Origin of the sequence: Streptomyces sp. NPDC058231, from assembly GCF_042882275.1 — a bacterium.
Taxonomy (GTDB): Bacteria; Actinomycetota; Actinomycetes; order Streptomycetales; family Streptomycetaceae; genus Streptomyces.
In genome coordinates, this window is record NZ_JBHVWN010000013.1 from 118722 (window position 1) to 140408 (window position 21687).

A 21687-nucleotide genomic window follows, 5' to 3' on the forward strand; every position below is an offset into this window, starting at 1 on the left:
GGGCGACGGCCCGGACGTCAGGATCCGGCCGCGTGGTCCCGCTTCGGCTCCGGGCTGCGCGGCTGCTCCTTGCGCGATCCGCTCATCTCCGCGGTCAGTTCCGATACGAGCCCCACCAGATCGGTCGGCCGCTCCGGCCCCCACCAGTCGCCCAGCAGCTCGGACAGTGATTCCTCCCGGGCCTCCGCGAGCTTCACGACGACCTCCGAACCGGTGTCGGTGAGCACCATCTGCACGCCGATGCGCCGGGCCAGGCCGCGCTCCTCCAGCTGTCTCGCCGCCTCGGTGATCACACGCAGCGGTACGGGCACGGTGTCGGCGAGCAGGCCGGGTTCGACGGTGCCGTGCCGTTTGATGCGCAGCAGCATCCAACTCGCGGCGGGCAGCAGGTCGTACCCCGCGCGCCGGGTGATGTTCACGTAGACGTCGCGGCGCCCCTCGCGGGTCCCGAGCACCGAGAGCGCCCGCGCGCATTCGTCGTACGAGGAACGCTCGACCGGGTTCGACGCCAGGGTCTCGGTGCTGTCGGGGGCGGTCACCGAACCGCGCAGCTTGTCCTCCTTGAGGAACCACGCGAAGACGAAGGCGACCAGGACCACGGGCGCCGCGTACAGGAAGACATCGGTGATCGAGGTCGAGAACGCGTGGAGCACCGAGGACCGCAGCGCGGGGGGCAGTTGGCCGATGGTGCGCGGGTCGGCGGCCAGCCGTCCGGCGTCGACCCCGGGTGGCAGGGGGAAGCCGGAGAGGGCGGCGCCGAGCTTGTCGGTGAGCCGGCTGGTGAAGATCGTGCCGAAGATGGCGACACCGAACGAGGCGCCGATGGACCGGAAGAACGTCGCCCCGGAGGTGGCGACGCCGAGGTCCTGGTACGTGACGGCGTTCTGCACGACCAGCACGAGGACCTGCATCACCAGACCGAGCCCGGCACCGAAGACGAAGAAGTAGGCGCTCATCTCCCAGGTGCTGCTGTACTCCGTGAGCCGGTGCAGGAAGAGCAGGCCGATCGCGGTGACACCGGTGCCGAGGATCGGGAAGACCTTCCAGCGGCCGGTGCGGCTGACGATCTGGCCGGACACGGTCGATGTGAGGAGCAGGCCGACGACCATCGGCAGCATGTGCACCCCGGACATGGTCGGCGTGATGTGGTGGACGACCTGCAGGAACGTCGGCAGGTAGACCATCGCGCCGAACATCGCGAAGCCGATGACGAAGCTGATGACGGCGACGAGGCTGAACGTTCGGATCCGGAACAGTTTCAGCGGCAGTACGGGCTCGGCCGCGCGCCGCTCCACGTACACGAAGGCGATCAGCAGCAGCGCGCTGAGAACGGCTAGGCCGATGATCTGTGCCGAGCCCCAGGCCCAGGTGGTGCCACCCAGCGAGGCGACGAGGACGAGGCAGGTGGCGACGGACGCGATGAGGAAGGTGCCCAGGTAGTCGATGGTGTGCCTGGTCCGGCGGACCGGGATGTGCAGCACGGCGGCGATGACCAGCAACGCCACGACGCCGATCGGCAGGTTGATGTAGAAGACCCAGCGCCAGCTGAGGTGCTCGGTGAAGAGGCCCCCGAGCAGCGGCCCCAGGACGCTGGTCATGCCGAAGACCGCACCGAACAGGCCCTGGTACTTGCCGCGTTCGCGCGGCGCGACGAGGTCGCCGACGATCGCCATCGAGAGCACGATCAGCCCGCCGCCACCGAGACCCTGCAGGGCACGGAAGGCGATCAGTTCCGGCATGTTCTGGGCGACGCCGCAGAGCGCGGAGCCGATCAGGAAGATGACGATGGCGATCTGGAAGAGCTTCTTGCGCCCGTACTGGTCGCCGAGTTTGCCCCAGAGCGGGGTCGCGGCGGTCGACGCGAGCAGATAGGCCGTGACCACCCAGGACAGATGCTCCAGGCCTCCGAGATCGCTGACGATCGTCGGCAGTGCGGTGGAGACGATGGTCTGGTCGAGAGCGGCGAGCAGCATGCCGAGGAGCAGGGCGCCGATGGCGACGAGGACCGTCCGCGTGGAGCGGCCTTCGCCGGGGGCCAGGGCCGGGGGACTCAGCTGTTGGGCCATGAACATCTCCTCGGATCCGCTACATCCCCATCCTGGACGTTTCAGACCGTTATGGCCTGTTGGGGCGTCACCCTGGCGGGCTGCATAATCGCAGGCAGTTCAAGGGGAGGGGACCCACAATGACCGGCAATGTCTGCCCGGAATGCGGTACGGACGAAAGAGCGGCCGAGGGGCCGGACGGAAGACCCGGCACCGAGCCCGGCTGCGGGTGCGCGGAGCGAGCGGCACGCCGCGCCGCGTCACGGGCGGAGACCGCGGCCGCCGAGGACTTCGATCCGCTGCGGATCCGGCCGTACGTGACCTTCGGGGACGACGGGACGGTGTCCGGCACCATGCCGGAGGAAGCGGCCATGACGATGCCGCTCCTCCTCGACCGGGCGGCGACGACGGATCCACCGCCCGCGCCGCCGGAGGCTCCGGAAGGCCCGGAAGGCCCGGAAGGCCCGGAAGGCCCGGAGCCTGCGGCGCTACGGGGGAGCGGTGGGACGGAGCGGCCCGGCACGGACACCGTCGCCACGGTGGATCCGCCGGACCCGGTGCAGCCCCGCCGCCGACGCCCGTTCTCGGCGCTCGCGATCGGCGCGGCCGTGGTCGCCGTGGTGGGCACCGCGGCGTTCGCCGGCGGCCTCTTCGACGGGGACGGGCCAGGCCGGCCCGAGTCCGACCGGGCCCTCCCGAGCACGGCGGCGTCGGCCGCACCGGACGCGTCACTCCGACCGGACACAGCGGGATCCGCCTCCGCATCATCGCCCACCCCCTCACCGGCCTCCGCGTCGCCGTTCGCCTCCGCATCGGCCTCCGTCTCCGTCTCCGCCTCCGAGCCGACGAGCGCGGAACCCTCCGCCTCGGCGTCCGCACCCACCTCCCGCCCGGCGACCCCGTCGGCCACGGATCCCGCCGCACAGCCGACCCGATCCCCGTCGCTCGGGGACGCGCACGGCAGCTCGCTGCAACGCGGCGATCACGGCCCCGCGGTGGCCGAGCTGCAACGGCGGCTCCAGGAGGTCTGGCTCTACCTGGGGCCCGACGACGGCGACTACACGGACCGGGTCGAGCGCGCCGTGCGCGGCTACCAGTCGGCGAAGCACGTCAAGGGGGACCAGCCGGGCGTCTACGGCCCGAACACCCGGCGCGCCCTGGAAGCGGAGACAACGGGCCGCGGCCGCTTCTGAGGGGGCCGGCGGACACTCTTCCGCACCCCTGCCCGAACGAGGATTCGCTTTCCCGGGCAGGTTTTTGTATCGTGAGGGAACAAAGTAGCCCTCGCCCGCACTCCCTGACCGGCGGGCGGGGCTACTTGTTCTCTTTCCCCCGCTCTGGAGACCCGCCGATGCCGGCCACCGTCCTCAACGCAAGCGCCCTCCTCCTCGACATGGACGGGACCCTCGTCAACTCCGACGCCGTGGTCGAGCGCTGCTGGCGGCGATGGGCACTGCGGCAGGGGCTGGACCCCGATGCCGCGCTCAAGGTGGTCCACGGGCGGCAGGGATACGCCACCATGGCGGTACTCCTGCCCGACCGCCCGATGGAGCAGAACTACGCGGAGAACCGGGTCCTGCTGGCCGAGGAGACCGCCGACACCGACGGCGTGGTCCCGATCGTCGGCGCCCCCGCGTTCATGGACGCGATCGCCGCGCTCCCGCACGCCCTGGTGACCTCGGCCGACGAGGCGCTCGCCCGGGCCCGGATGACGGCGTCGAACCTGCGGATGCCCGAGGTGCGCGTCACCGCGGAGTGTGTCGGAGCCAGCAAGCCCGATCCCGAGGGCTTCCTCAAGGGAGCGGCCGAACTGGGATTCGCCCCCGAGGACTGCGTGGTCTTCGAGGACTCGGAGGCGGGCATCGCGGCCGGCCGGGCGGCCGGGATGCGCGTCGTGGGCGTCGGCCCGCGCGCCGCGGCGCTGGGACCGGACGCGCATGTCGAGGACCTGACGCAGGTCCGGGTGGAGGCGTCGGCCGACGGCTCGATCCGTCTGCACATCAGCGCCCGCTGAGCCCCGGCCGCCGGGAGTCAGTCCCGGCGCAGTCGCCCGCGCGCCACCAGTTCGAGCACCGTCGCGACGGCCACCGCCTGCACGGCCATCAGCGCCACCAGGACGAACAACTGCACGGCCCCCGCCTGAACCGGTGAGGCGCCGCCCAGCAGCATGCCCACGAACGCGCCGGGCAGCGTGACGAGCCCCACCGTCCGCGTCTGGTCCAGCCCTGGCAGCAGCGCGTCCGACGCGGCGGGCCGGGCGATCTCCATCCGGGCGTCGCGGTCGAGCAGCCCGAGCGCCATCCCCGCCTCCACCTCCCCACGCCGCGTGGTCAGTTCGTCCAGCGCGCGCCGTCCGCCGAGCACGGTGGCGGTGAGCGCTCCTCCGATGAGGATGCCCGTCACCGGGATCAGCGCGATGCCCCGGACCGGCACCAGTCCGGTGAGCAGCAGGACGGCGACGACGGGCACCACTCCCGCCGCGATCGGCAGGGCCGCCCACCACCAGGTGCGGTTCCTGGTGATCCGGCGCCCCGCGGTCCATGCCGCGACGGCGTACATGAGCGCCACGAAGCCGAGCAGTGCCGGCAGCGAGCGGACCACCCAGCCGATGAGCGCGGAGACCGCGGCGAGTTGGACCGCGGCGCGCAGCCCGGCCAGGGCGATCTCGCGCGAGCGGCCGAGCGAGGCGCACGCGGCGACGGTGGCGGCCGCCGCGAGCAGCACGGCAAGGACGACGCCGAGCGTGACGTTGACCGGAAGCAGCACGCGGCAACCATAAGCCCGGCGGGCAATTGGAGGGTGGGAGGAGGAGCGGGGTCCGGTGCGTGCAGCCGCAAGGCGGAGGACCGGGTCATGGCGGAGCCATGGTGAGTGACGACAACGCCGCGGGTGTGCGTGCCGGACCCCGTGACGCCGCCCCCCAATTGCCGGCCGGGCCCCGCACCGGTCGCGAATCGTGTGCACACCCACATCGGCGGCCCGTCGTCGCGCCGGCTCGCACCGTCGCACCCGCCGGAACACCCGGCCCGGCCTCCCCGATCCACGATCCTCCGGAGCGGTGACCCCGTATCCGCGCATACGCCGCGTCCGCTCCACAATCCCCCAACATGCGTACAAGCCAGCGCACTTGGCCACGTAGACCCCCCGCACCCCAGCCCTGCACGTCACACCCCTTGATGTGACGTGCCCATGTCGCCACCCTGTTACCTGGCGCCCACCCCGCAGAAACCTGGCGCCGTCACGATGGCCGGGCTCCACAAGCCGCCCGCCCAAGCCCCCCCACGTCAAGGGAGTTCGCATGTCAGGGTTCTACGCGCGTCGCATAGGTGTCCTCGTCGCATCCGCCGCGCTCGCGGCAACCACGGGGCTGCTCACCGCTCCCAGCGCCCAGGCGGCGATGCCCACGCCGATCGCCGCCTCCACCGCCCGCACCTACCTGGGCCAGCTGACCGTCGCGGCGGAAGGCTCGTCGACCGGCTACAGCCGGGACAAGTTCCCGCACTGGATCACCCAGTCGGGCGCCTGCGACACCCGCGAGGTCGTCCTCAAGCGCGACGGCACGGGCGTGTCTCAGGACTCCAGCTGCGCGGCCGTCAGCGGCAGTTGGTACTCCGAGTACGACGGCGCCACCTGGACCGCCGCCTCCGACCTGGACATCGACCACATGGTGCCGCTCGCCGAGGCCTGGCGCTCCGGCGCCAGCAGCTGGACGACCGCACAACGCCAGGCCTACGCCAACGACCTGACACGCCCGCAGCTCATCGCGGTCACGGACAATGTCAACCAGTCCAAGGGCGACAAGGACCCGTCGGAGTGGCTGCCGTCGCGCACCGCGTACCGCTGCACCTACGCGCGCGCCTGGGTACATGTGAAGCACTACTACAACCTGACCGTCGACTCGGCGGAGAAGAGCGCGCTCCAGTCGGTCCTGAACGGCTGCTGACCCGGAACCGGCCCTCCCTCCCCCGTCGTTCCGTACGGTAAGGAGCCGCTCGCTCCTGACGGGCCCGCCCGGGCACGTGACGAGCCGTCCGTACGGAACGACGCGAGGAGACACCACATGGCCCGGCTGCGCCTGGGACCACTGCTGCGGTACGTCGACTGGGAGGCGGGTTCCTCCGCGACCGTCTGGGTGGAGGCCGACCGGCCGACCACGGCCGAAGTCCGTTGCGCGGACGGCGCGTCGGGCTCCTCCCCCACCTTCGCCGTCGCCGGACACCACTACGCACTGGTGGTGGTGACCGGCCTGACGCCGGACTCGACCACCGCGTACGAAGTGCTGCTCGGCGGGCGCCGCGTCTGGCCGCCCGAGGACTCCCGCTTCCCCGCCTGCACCATCACCACGCCACCCCCGGCATCCGACGGCGCGGCCCGTCCGGTCCGGATCACCTTCGGTTCCTGCCGCTGGGCGGCTCCCCCCACCGGTGAACGCGACACGGTCGGCCCCGACGCGCTCGACACCCTCGCCGCCCGGCTCGCCGCCGACCCCGCCGCCGTACGCCCCGACGTACTGCTCCTCCTCGGCGACCAGGTGTACGCGGACGAGACGTCGAAGGCGACCCGCCGACGCCTCGCCCGGCGACGGGACCTCAAGGAGCCGCCGGGCGCCGAGGTCGCGGACTACGAGGAGTACACCCACCTCTACGACGAGTCCTGGCGCGACCCCGAGGTGCGCTGGCTGCTCTCGACCGTACCCAGCTGCATGATCTTCGACGACCACGACGTCGTGGACGACTGGAACACCAGCGCCGCCTGGGTCGCCGACGCCCGGGCCACCTCCTGGTGGCACGAGCGGATCGTCAGCGGGCTGGCCTCGTACTGGGTCTATCAGCATCTCGGCAACCTCTCCCCCGCCGCCCTGGCCGCGGACCCGCTCTACGCCGCGGTGCGCGCCGTCCCCGACGGCACCGAGGTGCTGCGCCGCTTCGCCGCCGAGGCCGACCTCGAGCCCACCCGCACGCGGTGGAGCTACGGGCGCGTTTTCGGCCGAGTCCGGCTGCTGATGGTCGACAGCCGGGCGGCCCGCGTACTCGACGAGGAACGGCGGTCCATGCTGGACGCCGAGGAAGCGCGCTGGGTGCGCGAGGCGGCCCTCGCCGACCCCGGTTCGTACGACCATCTCCTGATCGGCACCTCGCTGCCGTGGCTGCTGCCGCCGCTCGTCCATGACGCGGAGGAGTGGGACGCCGCGCTGTGCAGGGGCGAGCACGGCGGGACGGGCGGGCGCTGGGCGCGGTTCGGCGAGAGGCTGCGCCGCCGCTCCGACCTGGAACATTGGGCGGCATTCCCCTCCTCCTTCCGCCAACTGACCGAACTCATAAGGGAGTCGGGGAGCGGGCCACATGCACCTGCGACGGTTTGCGTGCTCTCGGGCGATGTGCACCATGCGTACATCGCGGAGCCCGCGTGGCCCGACGACGTACCGGGCGGCGCCCCCGGAGCTCGTGTCCTGCAGCTGACCTGCTCTCCCGTGCACAACTCCATACCCGGCCCGCTCAGGGCGGGGTTCCGATTCGGCTGGAGCCGGGCAGGACGGTGCCTGGGGCGGATGCTGGCGCGGCACGGCCGGACCGGCCCGTCACCGATCCGGTGGCGGAAGACCGGCGGCCCGTGGTTCGGCAATCAGCTGATGACGCTCACCCTGCATGGCCGGAAAGCTGCGCTGACATTGGTTCAGGCCAAAGCGAAGGCCAAGGGTGCGCAGCTGGAGACGGTGTTGGATCGCAGCCTGATCGCCGACGCGTAGGCAATTTTCAGCCAGTCGACAAAATGTTGAACTTGCAAGCACTACTGAGGCATCCCTAACCTGAGGCGCTCAATCGGTTCACGTCCCCCACCAGACCGAAGGAGCCCTCCCCCACATGAGCACTCATCTGAACAAGGCACAGCCCTACGCCCTCTGCCTGTTCCGGATCGTCGTCGGCCTGCTGTTCGCCTGCCACGGCGCCGCGTCGCTGTTCGGCATCCTCGGCGGCGCGATGGGCGGTGGCTCGATATCGGCCGGCACCTGGCCCGGCTGGTACGCGGCCCTCATCCAGCTCGTCGGCGGCACGCTGGTCGTGCTCGGCCTCGGCACCCGCGTCGCCGCCCTCGTCGCCTCCGGCTCCATGGCGTACGCGTACTTCAAGGTCCACCAGCCCGAGGCGCTCTTCCCGCTGCAGAACGGCGGCGAGCCGTCGGCGGTCTTCTGCTGGACGTTCCTGCTCCTGGTCTTCACCGGCCCCGGTGCCCTGGCCCTGGACCGGCTGTTCGCGGCGCGCACGGGCGGCGGGCGCGGCGAGGAGACCGGCCGGGGCGAGGACCGCACCCACGAGCAGGCGTCGGCGGTCACCGCCTGACCCGCCCCACCAGGGCCTGATCACGGATGCCCGGCTCCCGCCACGGCGGTGGCCGGGCACACCCGCTCCCGGCCATGCCCGCGGCGGCACAGATGAGCCGCCGCGGGGCACATCCGAGGACCCGCGAGGCCGGTGCGGCACCGGATGCGTGTGAGTCGCGTGAGGTACACGACATCGTCCGTGCATTGATGATGTACAGGTAAACGGCAGGCGTACGCTGTACAGCTGACCCTGCCGCTCCTGCCGCTCCCCTGCGACGTCGCGGCGTTGATACGAATCGGGGAGTAGAAGGTGCTCGAGAGCGTGGGTGCGCTGACCGGCAGTCCATGGATCTATGCCGTGGTCGCCCTCTCCGTACTCCTGGACGTCTTCCTGCCCGTCCTCCCCAGCGGGGTCCTGGTGATCACCGCGGCGACCGCGGCCGCCGCGGGCACGACCACGGTGGCGGGCTCCGGAGAGGTCCCGCAGGTGCCGTCCCTCCTCGCCCTGGTCCTGAGCGCGGCCACCGCCTCGGTCCTCGGCGACCTCGTCGCGTACCGGCTCGCCTGGCGTGGCGGTGAGCGTCTGGACCGCGCCATCGCCCGTTCCCGCCGCCTCACCACTGCGCAGGAACGTCTCGGCGCCGCCCTGAGCCGCGGCGGCGGCATCCTCGTCGTCATCGCGCGCTTCGCCCCGGCCGGCCGCTCCGTCGTCTCGCTCGGCGCGGGCGCCGCGCACCGCAAGGTGAAGGAGTTCCTGCCCTGGTCGGCCCTGGCCGGGGTGGCCTGGGCCGGCTACAGCGTGGGCCTCGGCTACTTCGGCGGCCAGTGGCTGGGCACGACATGGCTGGGGACGGCGGTGTCGGTCCTCGCCCTGTTCGTGGCGGGCGCCCTGGCCGCATACCTGATGCGCCGCCCCGCGGCTGCTGCGGCGGCCGCCACCGCGACTACGACGTCCTGACCGCCGCCCCCCGCACCTCCAGCCCGTCCAGCAATCTGGCGGTCGCTTCGGCGATCTCGTCCACGGCCCGGTCGAACACCTCCTGATTGTGCGCGGCCGGTGCCCGGAAGCCGGACACCTTCCGTACGAACTGCAGGGCGGCCGCCCTGATGTCCTCCTCGGTGGCCTCCTCGGGGAGGACGGGCGGGCGAAGGGTCTTGATGCTGCGGCACATGCCCCCAGTGTGGACCGCACCACTGACAACGGCCCGGAACGCTCCGCTCAGCCCGCCGCCGACACGCGGCTCAACGCTCGCGCAGTTCGACGGCGGGGAACGCGTAACTGCCGTCGAGGGCCGCGCGTCCGGGGGTGTAGAGCCTGAGCACGGGCCGGAACTCGCCGTCGGGCGCGGGCAGCCAGTTCACCGCCGCCGGGTCCGCGGGCCGTTCCCCGCCGATGTGGACCGTCAGCGTCCCGTCGTCCGCGCGCACCAGCCCAGGGGTACGGTCACCGATCGCATGACGGTCCGCCGGGTTCCCGACGGGCCGCGGTTCCGGGGATCCGGACACGGTCAGGGTCCAGAACGCCCCGGCCGGCGGCGGCTGCTCGAAACGGAGGGCATAGGAGTGCGCGCCGTGCAGCCGATTGCCGTCGCTGTCCTGGCAGGTCTGGGCGCACGCCACTTCGTACCCATGGCTCCCCCAGAGCCCCTGCCGCGCAGCGACCGCCCTGACCAGGTAGGACGCCTCCCGGTCGGCGATCTTCCACTCCGTGGAGTCGATCGTCCCCACCTCGAACCGGTCGAGGTTGTAGTCGTGCAGATGCGGATCCATCTCCCAGCCCCCGCCCACCGGCGCGCCGGACCGGCCGGCCGCCACCACCCGCGCCCTGCCCTGAGTCATCCCCTCGGCGAGTGCGCGCACGAGCGCGGGGCCGGCGGAGACGTACGGCGACGGCCCCTCCTCCAGCAAGCCCAGCGGCTGGAACCGGTCCTGGTACGCGCGGTCGGCCGCGGCCGGCGGGAAGTCGGCCGTCCACACCCTGAGCCGCTCGAAGAACGCCAGCCGCTCCGGAACGTCGGTGTCGGGCGCCGGCAGACCCGTACGGTGCGAGCCGGGTTCGACGTGGGTGAGCGAGAACTGTTCCTGCAGAGCCCGGACGCGCGGCAGGTCGTCCGGACCGTCGCAGGCGATGCGCCCGACCAGGGAGACGACGGCGGTCGGCGCGTCGATGACCCCGCGCACGCCCCCGGGCTCCTCTCCGGCCCAGCCCGGCGGCACGATGAGCCAGTCGCCCGAGCCCGTACCGGTGGCACGGCTGCCGAGATAGGCGAAGTTGTTGGTCCAGGCGTCCACGAACTGCAGCACGTAGTACGCCCCGCCGGTGTCCGGGACGTGCAGCCGGAGCGGCCCGCCGGAGAGGTCGAGCTGCGCCGCCGAGCAGACGGTGTCACCGCCCCCGAACCCCGGGTACGCATCCGGACGCTCCGGCCGGTCCGCGTGGGAGAAGTGATTGAAGGGGGCGGGCGCCAGTGCGCCGAAGCCCTCCTGAGTGCAGCTCTCGACCAGCGACAGGCCGGACACCAGCGGATACCCGTAGACGTAGGCCTCGGCGGCGAGCGCGGTGAGCTCCTCCTGCCCGGGCCCACCGCCCCCACGCGCCGCTTCCGCCGTCCCGGCCGCCATCAGATGACCGACGGGGAGCGATCCGTGCACAGGGCCCAGATCACGAAGGCGTCGATGGCGATGGAGATGACCGCCCAGATCGGCTGGTAGGGCAGCCAGATGAAGTTGGCGATCATGCTGATCGCGGCCAGCGCCACACCGGTCCCCTTGGCCCAGCCGGCGCCCTTGAGGATGAACCAGCCGACGATCAGGAGAATCACGCCGAGCACCAGGTGGATCCAGCCCCAGCCCGTCACGTCGAACCTGAAGGTGTAGTTGCGGACGCGCGCGTAGACGTCGTCGCTCGCGATACCGGCGATCCCCTTGATCACCCCCATGACGCCGTCAACCATCAGCAGGACACCGGCGAACATGACTCCCCCGGCAGCCCAGGGGTTGATGTCCCCGGGACCACCGGCCCTGTGGTCCGAGGTACGGGGGGTCCCGGGAGAGGGCGCTGACTGTGCCATGGGAATCTCCTTGGCCGGAGCGGAACGGCTGAACGAGTCCGACCCTGCGTGGCTCCCGCCCGCGCGACCACCCGGAGGAGACCGTTCGGGTGACGGCTTCTGCCGTGCCGACGGGCGCCTCGCGGCACACCGGGACCCCGTGTGGACAATCGGTTCAGCGGTCAAGGGCGCACTCACACATCTCACGCACCGCGTGCTCGCGCACTGCATGCTCGCCACGGGACGGGACGGGGCGGGACGAGCCGGGTACGGGGTCGGTCCGCCGGGCGATCAGGAGGAGCCCGGCTGCTCACGGTGCGGTCCGCCCGCTGCCGCCGCGGTCACGCCGGGACGAACTCGTGGCTGCCGTCGACACCAGGAAGCACGCAGAACGCACAGAGCCGGAGAGAGCGTATGAAGACCGCCAACGAGACCGGGATCCAGCAGCACCTCAAGGCCGTCGAACGCGCAGCCTCCGGGCTCCCGGCCGCCCGCCGCCAGGAACTCGTCGCCGACCTGGCCGAACGCCTCGACATCACCCTCGCCGAGCGCCCCGCCGGCGTTCGGAACGTCCTACGCGGCCTGGTCGCCCAGCGCACCGTCGCGACCACCGCCCCCAAGGAGAAGCCGGAGGCCACCACCACGCCCCGGCGGGGCAGCGTGCACCCGCTCGTCCCCGTGCTGCTGAGCGCGCTCGCCTTCCCTGCGGCGGCCCTCGCCCTGCCGGCCGCCGCCGGACCGGTCCTCGGTCTGGTGATCCGGGCCGTCGGACTCGTCCTGCTGTGGATGTCGGCGCACTGGACGTACAAGGAGAAGTGGAACGGCACGGCGATGACCTTCCTGGTACCCGTCGCGTTCGTCCAGGGCCAGCATTTCTTCGACTACGACGACACCGCGGTCATCATCACGAACACGCTGGTCACCGGACTGCCGCTGGTGGGCGCGGTATGGCTGTGGGCGGTACGCCGCCCCTGAACCTCCCCGGCCGCGCGGCGGACCTCTCCCCTCGGACGTCCGCCGCATCCGGAGCGCGGCGACCGGTGCCCCCATCACCCGACCACGCGCCGGGCGCCTGCGCCTGCGGCTGCGGCTGCGGCTGCGGCTGCGGCTGCGGCTGCGACTGCGGCTGCGGCTGCGGCTGCGGCGTCCATGAGTGGAGGAAGCCCGCGCCCCGGCGCGGTGCGACATCGGGGTGCTCCTCCGGCAGCGGGTCCCGGACCAGGTGGGTCCGGCGCCCCTCGGAGGCACCCGTGGCCCGGAAGTTCGCACGCGCCTGCGACAGGCTCAGGCCACGATTCGGGCCGCCCTTGACCTCGTCGGCGTCATGCTCGTCCTGGCCGTCGTCCTCCCAGAAGCAGGCCACTTATCCCCCGCCGGCCGGCACCGTACGCGGATCACGGATCCGGACGGAGAGCACCGCTCCCGGAGGCCCACGCTCAGACGTGCGAGGGGCACAGGGCAGATGTACGGTCGCCTTACGGCGTAATGCGTGGATTTCGCAGCCGGCAGACGAGGCCGGTGGTCGGCACGCGGCCGGGGAGTGCCCATGTCTCAGCAGACGAACATCGCTGCACAGACCGCTTTCGGCGAGGCCGTCGCCACCGGCAACCTCGACGTCCTCGATGAGATCGTCGCGCCCGGCTCGACCGACCACGATCCGGCCCCCGGGCAGGAGCCGGGGCCCGAAGGATACAAGGCCATGTTCGGCGAGTTGCGGACAGCCTTTCCGGACCTGCACGTCGAGGTGGAGCATCTCATGGCCACCGACGACGAGTTGGCCTTCGCCTACACCGTCACCGGGACGCAGCTGGGGGAACTGATGGGGCATCCGGCGACCGGCAGGACGGTGAGCTACCGGGGCATGCAGATCAGCCGCTTCGACAGCGACGGCAAGCTCGTCGAGCGCTGGGGCAGCAGCGACGAACTCGGCATGCTGCGACAGCTCGGCCTCGCCGAGGAGTGATCCCGCAGGCGGTCGGAACTCGCACCGCAGCCCGGCGTGCGGGCTGACGCCCCGTACCGGTGTGGCGTTTACTGGGATCCGTCCCGGCAACCGGTTCGACCACGACGCCCAGAAGGCCTCACCGAGAACCGTCATCAAGGAGTTCCGACCATGGCTGCCCGCCCCTACGACGCCGTGCTCTGCGACATCGACGGTGTCCTTCGGCACTGGCCCGCCGCGGATGATCTCGAACACGCCCACGGGCTCTCGGCGGGCACACTCGCAGCCACGGCCTTCGCACCGTCGCGCCTGCACCCCGCGATCACCGGGACGATCACCGACGAGCAATGGCGCGCCGAGGTGGCCGCGGACCTCGCCGAACTCTGTGGATCAGCGGACCGCGCCCATGCCGTGGTCACCGCCTGGTCCGGCCTCGTGCCACGCGTCGATCACGAGGTCGTGTCCCTGCTCACCCGGGCCCGCGAGGTCGCGACCGTCGCCCTGGTCTCCAACGCGACCACCCGGCTGGAGTGGGATCTCGCCCGGCAAGGACTGGACGACCTCGCCGACACCGTGGTGAACACCGCCCGCATCGGTTTCGCCAAGCCCGACCCCCGCGTCTACCTCATCGCCGCCGAGCGGGTCGGCGCTCCGGCCCACCGCTGCCTGTTCATCGACGACACCGGGGTCAACGTCACGGCTGCCCGCGAAGCGGGCATGACCGCTGTCCACTACCGGCAGACCGATGACCTCCGCAGGGCTCTCGCGCCCCTGCACTCGGAGCCACCGCACCAGGATGCGTAACCTGCCGGAACGGGCCGGTACTTGAGACAGTCCCACGGTCGGCGACGGCCATACCGCCACCACGAAACCCCGGTGGGACGGTGGCGCTCGCGGGCGGTTGGCGCACCATTCGTGGCAGACCGCAGTTCATCGGGGGTCCGATGTCAGTCACTGTCCGATGTCCGTCACCGATGTCACGCCGGCTCTGCAGCCTGCCGTCGTGGGAAGGGTCAGGCTCTTCGCGGTGGGCCCGCCGCAGGTCGACCCACCATGCCTCTTCGACCGCCGCGACGGCGTCGGGACTGGGGCACACAGCCACGTGCGAGGGAAGAACGTTCTCGCCCGGCCGTGGCCGTGCCGCACCGATCCGGACGGCGACGGGCGGGTACTGCCCGGCAATGTCCATCAGGTCGCCCCTCCGCTCACCCCGGCACCGGGCCCACAGCCCTCGCCGTGCGCCGGCCGTCGGACTCGGGACTCAAGTCTCGCTCGCCTCCCCTTCCGCCCCACCACCAGGAAGCACGACGGATCACATGACGATGCGAGGCATCCGGACGCCGAGCGGCCGGCGTACGGCTTCTCGTGTCGCCCTCCATCGGCCGGGCGACCGACCGTTAGGCTCACGTCGCCACAGAGGTCCCGATCTTCACGGAGGGCAGGACGACGGGGATCAATCGAGAGCGCCTCGTCAGAACACTGACGTTCTGGCTGCGGCCCGACTTCGCGTTGCGTGTCATCAACCGGTTCCAGAGGATCGTGGGTTTCGACCGTTCGCTGGCCCTGGCGTCCAGCGCCTTGACGGCACTGGTCCCGCTCTCCATCCTCCTTGGCGCCGTCTGGGGCAACTTCGCGCACTACGACGTCGCAGACCGGATCATCCAGCGCTATCACCTCACCGGAGCAGGCGCCAAGGCGGTCAGCTCGCTGTTCTCTCCCGCCGAAGAGACCAGTGCGAGCTTGGGTGTCTTCGGGGTCGCGTTTCTGATGATCTCGATGCTGAGTTTCGCGCGAGCCGCACAGCGGCTCTTCGAACAGACCTGGGAGCTCAAGCCGCTGAGTGTGCGTAACACGCGCAACGGCCTGTGGTGGATCCTGACTCTCGGCGGGTACGTAGTGGTCACCACATGGCTCTCCACGCTCCGTGACGGGAGCGCGCTGGGCCTGACCGCCCTGGCGTGCGGGGTACTGGTGACCGCCGCTTTCCTCGTCTGGAGCGGCCGGATCCTGTCGGCAAGACGGATCAGCTGGCCGGACCTGCTTCCCTTCGGCGTCACCGGCACCATCCTGACGGCGGCCTATTCCGTGGGCGCGACCATCTACATGCCACACCTCTTCAACTCCTCCGCAGCACGGTACGGGGTGGTCGGCGCCGTCTTCGCGATGATCTCCGCCCTCTTCGCAGCCATGCTCGTCCTGGTCGCATCGGCGGCACTGGGACGGGAAGTACGGGACGAACTCAGCCGGATCCACCAGGGTCACCGCCCTTCCGACCATGAAGTCCGCCGGCAGTGGGACACCCTGGTCGAGCAGAGTCGGTCACGGTGGCGCACCGTACGGGAACAGGTCTCTCATCATCGGACCAAGGGCTCGAACCACTGATGAGCTCGAACCGTTGACGGGCGCGGCCGCGCCGCCCACCGCCCGACACGCTTGACGGGCCACCTGCTCCGCACACGGTTGCTCCCGCTGTACTGCTGGCCGAGGTGAGGGAAACCGATGCGGGGTGGTGGGACCGTGAGTGCAGTCAGCCGCGGAGTGCTGGGCGTCGTGGGCACGGCAGCCGACGGAGTCGAGCAACTCCGCACCGGCCTGGTCGAGCCGGCGGTCGCCCTGGGCCGGCAGGTAGCCGTGACCCTGACCCCGAATGCCGGCCGATGGCTGAGGACGAGCGGTGAACTGGACCGACTGGAAGCCGTAACCGGCCTGCCGGTCCGGGATGCTCCCCGCCTGCCGACCGAGGCCCGCCCGCACCCGGTCGCCAACTGCTACGTCGTCGCCCCCGCAAGCGCGAACTACGTCGCCAAGCTCGCGACGGGCATCGCCGACAACCAAGCACTGACGCAAGTGAGCGAGGCACTCGGCACGATCGACGTTCCGGTGGTGGTGTTCCCGCGGGTCAACGCAGCGCACGTACGACACCCGGCGTGGGACGGGCATGTCGCGGCCCTGCGGACGGCAGGCGTGGAGCTCGTCCACGGTCCTGACGTCTGGCCTCTCCACGAACCCCGCGAAGGGCCGGCGGTCCGACAGCTCCCCTGGGCCGCGATCATGGAGTCCATCCAGCACGTGACAGCCCGGGCCGCTCGGCACCCGTTCCAGGGTCGGCGTCGGTCATACAGGTCGCCCTCCAGCCGTGAAAAGAAGAACAACGTGGTGAACCTTTGGCCAACGTCGTAGGCTCCCTCTGATCGATCAAAAATTCCCTGGGGGGACATACATGCGCACAACAACGCGACTTGCCTTGCTCTGCACGAGTGCAGCGCTGGTCGCCACCGCATTCGGCGTCACTACCGCCCAGGCGGCGGACGGCGGCGCGGGCGACATCACGATCGACAAGGTCGTCATCAACGGCGGCAAGCCGGTCGTGGTCGGTACCACCAATGTGGTGTACGCCAAGGTCTCCGTGACCGCGTCGGACGATTCGGGCATCGCCGAGACCACGTACATCAGCGCCTCCGGTCCGAATCCGAACTTCGCGCAGATCTGGGACGACGAGATCACGTGCGTCAAGGCGAGCGCCACCACGTCGACCTGCACGGGCACGCTGACGTTCAACCCGCAGGCGTCGACCGGCTTCGTGGACAACAACGCGGCGGCCACCTGGAAACTCGGCACCCTGGTCTCCGCCAACGACTACGACTACATCCACCGGGACGCGGCCACCACGTTCAAGGTGCAGCGCTACTCGAAGCTGACGGTCAACGCCTCGCCGGAGCCGGTGAAGAAGGGCAAGACCATCACGGTCACCGGCAAGCTTTCCCGGGCCAACTGGGAGGACAACGAGTACCACGGCTACACGAACCAGTCGGTGAAGCTGCAGTTCCGCAAGAAGAACAGCACCACCTACACCACGGTGAAGACGATCAAGTCCAACTCGACGGGCAACCTCAAGACGACCGTCACCGCCTCCACCGACGGCTACTTCCGCTACAGCTTCGCGGGCACGGCGACGACTCCGGCGGTCAGCGCGGCCGGCGACTTCGTGGACGTCCAGTAGCCACGTATCGAAAGCGTTTCTGAGACCTGACGCGGGAGAACGCAGGTTCGACCACAGGCAACAGTCACACCACGCCTGGTCAAGTCTCAGCCGATGCCCAACAGGGGCGCCGTCCTCACCAGGACGGCGCCCCCACTGGTATGACGGCGATCCCTACCATGGCGACGGCACCCATCGCCGTCCGCCGGTCGTTCCCCACAGGATGTCGGCTGCTCCGGCAGGACTTCCGTGGAGTCCACGCGGTGACAGTGCAGCCAGTACGCCCCGGCCGAAGTCGACCAGTTCCGCACGATTTGATCACAACTCCGCCACTAATGGAGTACCTGGTTCACGCACCTCAACTCGGGACAGCTACGGTCATCTCTCCATGAACCACCAGGGGGACGAATGACTTGGAGCAATCACCCGCAGCAGCCGCCGGCGCAATGGGGGCAACCACCGGTGCAGGCGCCCAAGGCGCAGCCGGGATGGGCCAGGAAGCGGATCGTTGTCCCTTCTGCCTTCGGCCTGTTCTTCTTCGGCGTCGTGATCGGTGCAGCAGGCGGCGGCAACACCGAGAACGCCGGCAGTGAGAAGCCGGTGCCCGCGGTCACGAAGACTGTGACCGCCCGGCCCAAAGGACCGGTGGCCGACACGGCGGACGACAAGCCGGCGAAGAAGAAGGAGACGAAGCCGGCTGCCGAGAAACCGAAGGCCATGCCCAGCTTCGTCGGGATGGGACTGCAGTCAGCCCAGGACGCGGCACAGGAGGCGGGGTTCTACAGCCTGACGTCGCACGACAGTTCCGGGCGCGACCGCATGCAGGCGTTCGACCGGAACTGGAAGGTGTGCAGCCAGAACTACAAGGCTGGGACGACCATTCCGCTGGACACCGAGTTGGACTTCGGGGCGGTCAAGCTCGAAGAGTCCTGTCCGGCAACGGACCAGAAGACCCCGGCCCGGGCCGGCAGCACCATGCCGAACTTCGCGGGGAAGTCGGTCAAGGCCGCGCGCGGTGCGCTCGACTCCGGCACGTCGATCACGGTGACCGATGCCGGCGCGGACGACCGCATGGTGCTGCTGGAGAGCAACTGGAAGGTGTGCACCCAGTCTCCCGGCCCTGGCGTGGCCTTGAAGGGGCAGCCGGTCAAGTTCACCGCGGTGAAGTACGAGGAGTCGTGCCCGTAGGCACCACGGAGGCCCCCTCCCGTCGAAGCGGGAGGGGGCTGATTGCCGCGGCTCACCGCGGCGTCGTCGCCCCCTAACGGGCTGAGTCGGGAGTGCGCTGCAGAGCAGCCAGGACCCAGGCGGCGAAGGCTTCGACGCCGTCCACGACTGCCTCGAAGCGCGCGGAGTGGAACAGGTCGAAAGCGTGCTGCCCGCCTGGCAGTTCGGCGTAGACCACGGCGCTGTCGGATGTGCGGCGCAGCTGGTCGACGAAGTTCCGGGCGCCCTCGACGGTCGCCAGCGCGTCCTTGGTGCCATGGGCGATGAGGAACGGTGGCGCACCGGGGTTGAGATACGCATACGGTTGGTTGGGGGACGGCGTTTCGTCGGGCTCCTCGCCGAAGAAATGGCCGTAGTAGCCATAGAGGCAGATCGCCGCGGTGACCGAGGTGTCGGCCGACTCGAATCCGGGCTGGAACACCGGGTCGTTCGGCGTGAGCGCGCACAGGGCCGCCAGGTTGGAGCCGGCGGAGCTGCCCGCCACGAACAGCCTCGACGGATCGGCGCCGTGCTCGGTGGCGTGCTCGCGGACCCAGGCGATGACCTTCTTGGCGTCGATCTGGTGGCCGGGGAAGGTGGTCTGGGGCCGCAGCCGGTAGTTGGCGCTGATGCACACCCACCCCTGGCCCGCGAGCCGGTAGAGCAGGGGCCGTGCCTCGCGGCTCTTCGCCCCGCCGGTGTAGTGGCCGCCATGGAAGTAGATCAGGACCGGCGCGTTCTGTGGTGTGTCGCGGCGGCGGTAGACGTCGAGCAGATTCCGGCGACCGGCGTCCCCGTAGCGGATGTTGGGGATCCGCTCCACGTTGCGCTGCCGCATGAGGCCCGGCAGCAGCAGGATGCGGGCCCAGGGCCGATGGCGGCGCAGCGGTTTGTGCACATGATCCCGCCAGTCGGTGCCCAGGCCCTGCTCAAGGGCGCGCCCGACCACCTGGTCCGTCCGCAGGCCCCGCCAGGCGGACACGGCCATTCCGGGGATGGTGGCGAGAGCCACCGCTGCCACCACCTTGCTGGCAGGTGACTCCAGATCGCCTTGGGCGGCGGCCAATGCCGTGGAGGCCACCACGGCGAACATGCCCAGGAACGGCGCCTCGTTGAGGACCATGCCGAACCAGAAGCTCATGGTCGCCAGAGGTCGGGGCCGGCGTGGCGCGACAACGGCGAAGAAGGTGCACCAGGTCAAGAGCGCGGTCGAGGCCACGTATCCCATCGGCATGTCCATGAACGTACCACCGTCAACTCTGGGAAATGTACTGGGAATTCCTCACCGAGCCCGCCGCTGCGGGTCATGCGCTCATGAAGATCCATCGAACCCGGTGCAACGTCAGCGCACGCCCGCATTCTCGGCAACGTCCGCCCAGGAGTCGTTGGACCCTCGCGAGTTCGGCCTCCGCAGGTGTATGCCAGAGCGATCATGTGGAACCCGACAAGCTTCGTGCCCTGGTGAAGAGCAGGATGAACGCCGCACGTGCGCGGGTGCACCCGCCCCTGCTGCTCTTCACTGTCGTTGATGTCAGCGATGGATGTCATCCCTGTGCGCCAAGACCCCCAGTCCCGTTGGGGCCGTTCAGTCGAGGAAGTGGGACCAAAACGGGATCGTGGCGTATTGATGCTCTTCCGGTGTCGGCACCGGGCGACCGAACTCGTGGTGGAAGTAGTCGACCAGATCGGTGCCGTAGTAAATGATGTCCGTCTGGTACATCGACAACACAGGCGCACCCGTACGGTCTGGATCGGCCAGTAGATACCGGTGTGAGTAGATCGGCACCATCACCGGGACTCTGGCCAAGGATGTGCGGGCCAACTCCAGGGCGTCCTGGGTGCCTGCCGGCCGCGGATCCCACTCCGGATGCCAGAAGCCGTTGTGTTCCACGTCGAACAGCACGCCGTCCATCGGCCAGGCCAACCGCTCTGCCAGGTCCTCCGCATCGCCGTCCCGCCAATCGGGCCAGCTACGGCCCCCCGTCGGCAGTCCTGCACCCAGCAACGTCCGGTGCTCAGGGGCGAAACGGAACCCCCAGCGTTCCTCGATCCGGTCGAGCTCCCGCTCGCTCATGCCTGGCTTGATCTCGACTCGGGCAGGGAGCATGCCGAGCAACGCCTGGGCGTCTTCTGAGGTCAGCGGGTTCTCGGGGCTGATCGGAGTCATAGGCGGAACGGTAGGACACTCGGGTGGCGGTAAGCAGGGGGATTCCGCCGAGACCGCAGCCTGGGAATGCTCACTGCCGGTCGGGACCGACACCGGGGCTCAGAGCGGGCTGTGCGGGGTGGCTACCACCGGAGCCGTAGCGTTCGGCGAGCAGCCGCTTGCGATGGCCTCTGCGGCGGAAGGCGGTGACGAGGACGAGGACGGCGCCGATGCTGATTCCGAGCATCGGGAGAAGGACGGCCAGCATCAGCCAGCCTCCAAACGTGACAAGGCCTCCGAGGTCCCCGATGGCGTACCGGGATGGCCCTTGGGAGGTGCAGGTGACCTTATAGTCGCCTGCCCGCGGCACGTCGATGGTGTAGAGCGGGTTCCAGGTTTCGTTGCGGGTGAGAAACACGTCGATTCCCGGATTGGCGAGACCGGGGTCGCCCGGACCGGTGATGCCGCACGCCTGGTCAGATGACGGGCCTCGCTCCCTGGTCCAGATCGCCTTCTCGTGTTCCGGGTCGAGCCGCAGAGTGACGGTGTCGCCGTTGGCGAACTGGTTGTCCGTATCCACCGCGTTGATCGCGTTTTTGAACCGGTACACACCCATGGCTATGCCCAGCACGATCAGCACGACGGTGATCGCGGCCGCCGTTGCATACCAGTGACGGCCGGGCCGGAGTTCGTTCGCCCGTATCTGCGGCGACGGGAAGGGCTGCATCGACGCACCCTAGATCACCCGTGCTGCCCGGCACCCGCCCCGTTTTCCCAGCCCACCACTCACCCCAGCTCGCACCCGCCCCATTCGGCCGGCACTCGCAAGTGGCGCCCCTCCGTCCCGGAGTCGGAGCGCCCCCGCCGGAGGCATGTCCTTGACCGGGCCGCCGTGGTTGCGGTGCTCGCCTTCATGGCCTTGGCCCTATCCATGTGTGGGCGGGCGTCGGCGCAGCCGGGGCGGAGCGGGCCGAAGGCGGGAGCGGCGCCCCGAGCGGAG

The 21687-nt window shown here is 70.3% G+C and carries 22 protein-coding genes; 13 read left to right on the forward strand and 9 right to left on the reverse strand.

Annotated features, from left to right (window positions below; genetic code table 11):
- Positions 1–17: 17 nt before the first annotated feature.
- Positions 18–2066 carry a DHA2 family efflux MFS transporter permease subunit gene (locus tag ACFVXE_RS12565; RefSeq protein WP_389671075.1) on the reverse strand — a complete coding sequence of 683 codons (2049 nt, stop codon included), beginning with the start codon at positions 2064–2066 and terminating at the stop codon, positions 18–20.
- Between the two features lie 119 nt (positions 2067–2185).
- Between ACFVXE_RS12565 and ACFVXE_RS12570 the strand changes: the two genes are divergently transcribed.
- A complete protein-coding gene (locus ACFVXE_RS12570; RefSeq protein WP_389671077.1) occupies positions 2186–3238 on the forward strand; it encodes a peptidoglycan-binding protein in 1053 nt (350 codons plus the stop codon).
- Between the two features lie 158 nt (positions 3239–3396).
- Positions 3397–4059, forward strand: a complete 663-nt coding sequence (locus ACFVXE_RS12575) for an HAD-IA family hydrolase (protein WP_389671078.1) — start codon at positions 3397–3399, stop codon at positions 4057–4059.
- Between the two features lie 17 nt (positions 4060–4076).
- Here ACFVXE_RS12575 and ACFVXE_RS12580 read toward each other — a convergent pair whose 3' ends face one another.
- Complete coding sequence (locus ACFVXE_RS12580; protein ID WP_389671079.1) at positions 4077–4811, reverse strand: ABC transporter permease; 735 nt, start codon at positions 4809–4811, stop codon at positions 4077–4079.
- 532 nt (positions 4812–5343) lie between these two features.
- On the opposite strand from ACFVXE_RS12580, the gene ACFVXE_RS12585 reads away from it, so the two are divergent.
- From ACFVXE_RS12585 to ACFVXE_RS12600, 4 genes are all read left to right on the forward strand, one after another.
- Positions 5344–5988, forward strand: a complete 645-nt coding sequence (locus ACFVXE_RS12585; RefSeq protein ID WP_389671081.1) for an HNH endonuclease family protein — start codon at positions 5344–5346, stop codon at positions 5986–5988.
- 117 nt (positions 5989–6105) lie between these two features.
- Positions 6106–7791, forward strand: coding sequence for an alkaline phosphatase D family protein (locus ACFVXE_RS12590; RefSeq protein WP_389671083.1), 1686 nt, complete (start codon positions 6106–6108; stop codon positions 7789–7791).
- Between the two features lie 115 nt (positions 7792–7906).
- Positions 7907–8383 carry a DoxX family protein gene (locus ACFVXE_RS12595; RefSeq protein ID WP_389671084.1) on the forward strand — a complete coding sequence of 159 codons (477 nt, stop codon included), beginning with the start codon at positions 7907–7909 and terminating at the stop codon, positions 8381–8383.
- A 291-nt stretch (positions 8384–8674) separates the two neighbouring features.
- A complete protein-coding gene (locus tag ACFVXE_RS12600) occupies positions 8675–9322 on the forward strand; it encodes a DedA family protein (RefSeq protein WP_389671085.1) in 648 nt (215 codons plus the stop codon).
- Here the strand turns inward: ACFVXE_RS12600 and ACFVXE_RS12605 are convergent.
- From ACFVXE_RS12605 to ACFVXE_RS12615, 3 genes are all read right to left on the reverse strand, one after another.
- A complete protein-coding gene (locus ACFVXE_RS12605) occupies positions 9309–9536 on the reverse strand; it encodes a DUF2277 domain-containing protein (protein ID WP_389671086.1) in 228 nt (75 codons plus the stop codon). The genes ACFVXE_RS12600 and ACFVXE_RS12605 overlap by 14 nt on opposite strands.
- Positions 9537–9606: 70 nt before the next feature.
- Positions 9607–10986 carry a DUF1254 domain-containing protein gene (locus ACFVXE_RS12610; protein WP_389671127.1) on the reverse strand — a complete coding sequence of 460 codons (1380 nt, stop codon included), beginning with the start codon at positions 10984–10986 and terminating at the stop codon, positions 9607–9609.
- Positions 10986–11435 carry a hypothetical protein gene (locus tag ACFVXE_RS12615; protein ID WP_389671088.1) on the reverse strand — a complete coding sequence of 150 codons (450 nt, stop codon included), beginning with the start codon at positions 11433–11435 and terminating at the stop codon, positions 10986–10988. The genes ACFVXE_RS12610 and ACFVXE_RS12615 overlap by 1 nt, the downstream gene beginning before the upstream one ends.
- Positions 11436–11828: 393 nt before the next feature.
- On the opposite strand from ACFVXE_RS12615, the gene ACFVXE_RS12620 reads away from it, so the two are divergent.
- Positions 11829–12389, forward strand: a complete 561-nt coding sequence (locus tag ACFVXE_RS12620) for a hypothetical protein (RefSeq protein ID WP_389671090.1) — start codon at positions 11829–11831, stop codon at positions 12387–12389.
- On the opposite strand, the gene ACFVXE_RS12625 is transcribed toward ACFVXE_RS12620, so the two are convergent.
- Positions 12334–12777 carry a CPCC family cysteine-rich protein gene (locus ACFVXE_RS12625; protein WP_389671091.1) on the reverse strand — a complete coding sequence of 148 codons (444 nt, stop codon included), beginning with the start codon at positions 12775–12777 and terminating at the stop codon, positions 12334–12336. The two genes, ACFVXE_RS12620 and ACFVXE_RS12625, sit on opposite strands and share 56 nt — an antisense overlap.
- A 183-nt stretch (positions 12778–12960) precedes the next feature.
- Here ACFVXE_RS12625 and ACFVXE_RS12630 point away from each other — a divergent pair, with 183 nt between their 5' ends.
- The 6 genes from ACFVXE_RS12630 (at position 12961) to ACFVXE_RS12655 (ending at position 18523) form a co-directional block, all read left to right on the forward strand.
- A complete protein-coding gene (locus ACFVXE_RS12630; protein WP_389671093.1) occupies positions 12961–13377 on the forward strand; it encodes an ester cyclase in 417 nt (138 codons plus the stop codon).
- A gap of 150 nt (positions 13378–13527) precedes the next feature.
- Positions 13528–14160, forward strand: a complete 633-nt coding sequence (locus tag ACFVXE_RS12635) for an HAD-IA family hydrolase (RefSeq protein ID WP_389671094.1) — start codon at positions 13528–13530, stop codon at positions 14158–14160.
- A gap of 735 nt (positions 14161–14895) precedes the next feature.
- Positions 14896–15738 (forward strand): hypothetical protein, encoded by an 843-nt coding sequence (locus ACFVXE_RS12640; protein ID WP_389671095.1) that lies wholly within the window; start codon positions 14896–14898, stop codon positions 15736–15738.
- A gap of 135 nt (positions 15739–15873) precedes the next feature.
- Complete coding sequence (locus tag ACFVXE_RS12645) at positions 15874–16536, forward strand: flavoprotein (RefSeq protein ID WP_389671096.1); 663 nt, start codon at positions 15874–15876, stop codon at positions 16534–16536.
- A 40-nt stretch (positions 16537–16576) separates the two neighbouring features.
- The gene (locus ACFVXE_RS12650) at positions 16577–17356 is read left to right on the forward strand and encodes a calcium-binding protein (RefSeq protein WP_389671097.1); all 780 of its coding nucleotides are present in this window, start codon (positions 16577–16579) and stop codon (positions 17354–17356) included.
- Positions 17357–17743: 387 nt separating this feature from the next.
- A complete protein-coding gene (locus ACFVXE_RS12655; RefSeq protein WP_389671099.1) occupies positions 17744–18523 on the forward strand; it encodes a hypothetical protein in 780 nt (259 codons plus the stop codon).
- Positions 18524–18596: 73 nt separating this feature from the next.
- Here the strand turns inward: ACFVXE_RS12655 and ACFVXE_RS12660 are convergent, their stop codons facing one another.
- The 3 genes from ACFVXE_RS12660 to ACFVXE_RS12670 form a co-directional block, all read right to left on the reverse strand.
- Positions 18597–19775, reverse strand: coding sequence for an alpha/beta hydrolase (locus ACFVXE_RS12660; RefSeq protein WP_389671101.1), 1179 nt, complete (start codon positions 19773–19775; stop codon positions 18597–18599).
- Positions 19776–20126: 351 nt separating this feature from the next.
- Entirely contained in the window at positions 20127–20708 is a 582-nt protein-coding gene (locus ACFVXE_RS12665) for a hypothetical protein (protein WP_389671102.1), read from the reverse strand.
- Positions 20709–20778: 70 nt separating this feature from the next.
- Positions 20779–21414 (reverse strand): hypothetical protein, encoded by a 636-nt coding sequence (locus ACFVXE_RS12670; protein ID WP_389671103.1) that lies wholly within the window; start codon positions 21412–21414, stop codon positions 20779–20781.
- Positions 21415–21687 lie beyond the last annotated feature (273 nt).

Excerpts from the sequence above, each read along its gene's own strand:
- ACFVXE_RS12665 (WP_389671102.1), bottom strand. The coding sequence starts at position 20,708 with ATGACTCCGATCAGCCCCGAGAACCCGCTGACCTCAGAAGACGCCCAG.
- ACFVXE_RS12635 (WP_389671094.1), top strand. The coding sequence starts at position 13,528 with ATGGCTGCCCGCCCCTACGACGCCGTGCTCTGCGACATCGACGGTGTC.
- ACFVXE_RS12565 (WP_389671075.1), bottom strand. The coding sequence starts at position 2,066 with ATGGCCCAACAGCTGAGTCCCCCGGCCCTGGCCCCCGGCGAAGGCCGC.
- ACFVXE_RS12610 (WP_389671127.1), bottom strand. The coding sequence starts at position 10,986 with ATGGCGGCCGGGACGGCGGAAGCGGCGCGTGGGGGCGGTGGGCCCGGG.
- ACFVXE_RS12585 (WP_389671081.1), top strand. The coding sequence starts at position 5,344 with ATGTCAGGGTTCTACGCGCGTCGCATAGGTGTCCTCGTCGCATCCGCC.
- ACFVXE_RS12655 (WP_389671099.1), top strand. The coding sequence starts at position 17,744 with ATGACTTGGAGCAATCACCCGCAGCAGCCGCCGGCGCAATGGGGGCAA.
- ACFVXE_RS12650 (WP_389671097.1), top strand. The coding sequence starts at position 16,577 with ATGCGCACAACAACGCGACTTGCCTTGCTCTGCACGAGTGCAGCGCTG.
- ACFVXE_RS12670 (WP_389671103.1), bottom strand. The coding sequence starts at position 21,414 with ATGCAGCCCTTCCCGTCGCCGCAGATACGGGCGAACGAACTCCGGCCC.
- ACFVXE_RS12630 (WP_389671093.1), top strand. The coding sequence starts at position 12,961 with ATGTCTCAGCAGACGAACATCGCTGCACAGACCGCTTTCGGCGAGGCC.
- ACFVXE_RS12620 (WP_389671090.1), top strand. The coding sequence starts at position 11,829 with ATGAAGACCGCCAACGAGACCGGGATCCAGCAGCACCTCAAGGCCGTC.
- ACFVXE_RS12575 (WP_389671078.1), top strand. The coding sequence starts at position 3,397 with ATGCCGGCCACCGTCCTCAACGCAAGCGCCCTCCTCCTCGACATGGAC.
- ACFVXE_RS12595 (WP_389671084.1), top strand. The coding sequence starts at position 7,907 with ATGAGCACTCATCTGAACAAGGCACAGCCCTACGCCCTCTGCCTGTTC.
- ACFVXE_RS12615 (WP_389671088.1), bottom strand. The coding sequence starts at position 11,435 with ATGGCACAGTCAGCGCCCTCTCCCGGGACCCCCCGTACCTCGGACCAC.
- ACFVXE_RS12570 (WP_389671077.1), top strand. The coding sequence starts at position 2,186 with ATGACCGGCAATGTCTGCCCGGAATGCGGTACGGACGAAAGAGCGGCC.
- ACFVXE_RS12605 (WP_389671086.1), bottom strand. The coding sequence starts at position 9,536 with ATGTGCCGCAGCATCAAGACCCTTCGCCCGCCCGTCCTCCCCGAGGAG.
- ACFVXE_RS12590 (WP_389671083.1), top strand. The coding sequence starts at position 6,106 with ATGGCCCGGCTGCGCCTGGGACCACTGCTGCGGTACGTCGACTGGGAG.
- ACFVXE_RS12660 (WP_389671101.1), bottom strand. The coding sequence starts at position 19,775 with ATGCCGATGGGATACGTGGCCTCGACCGCGCTCTTGACCTGGTGCACC.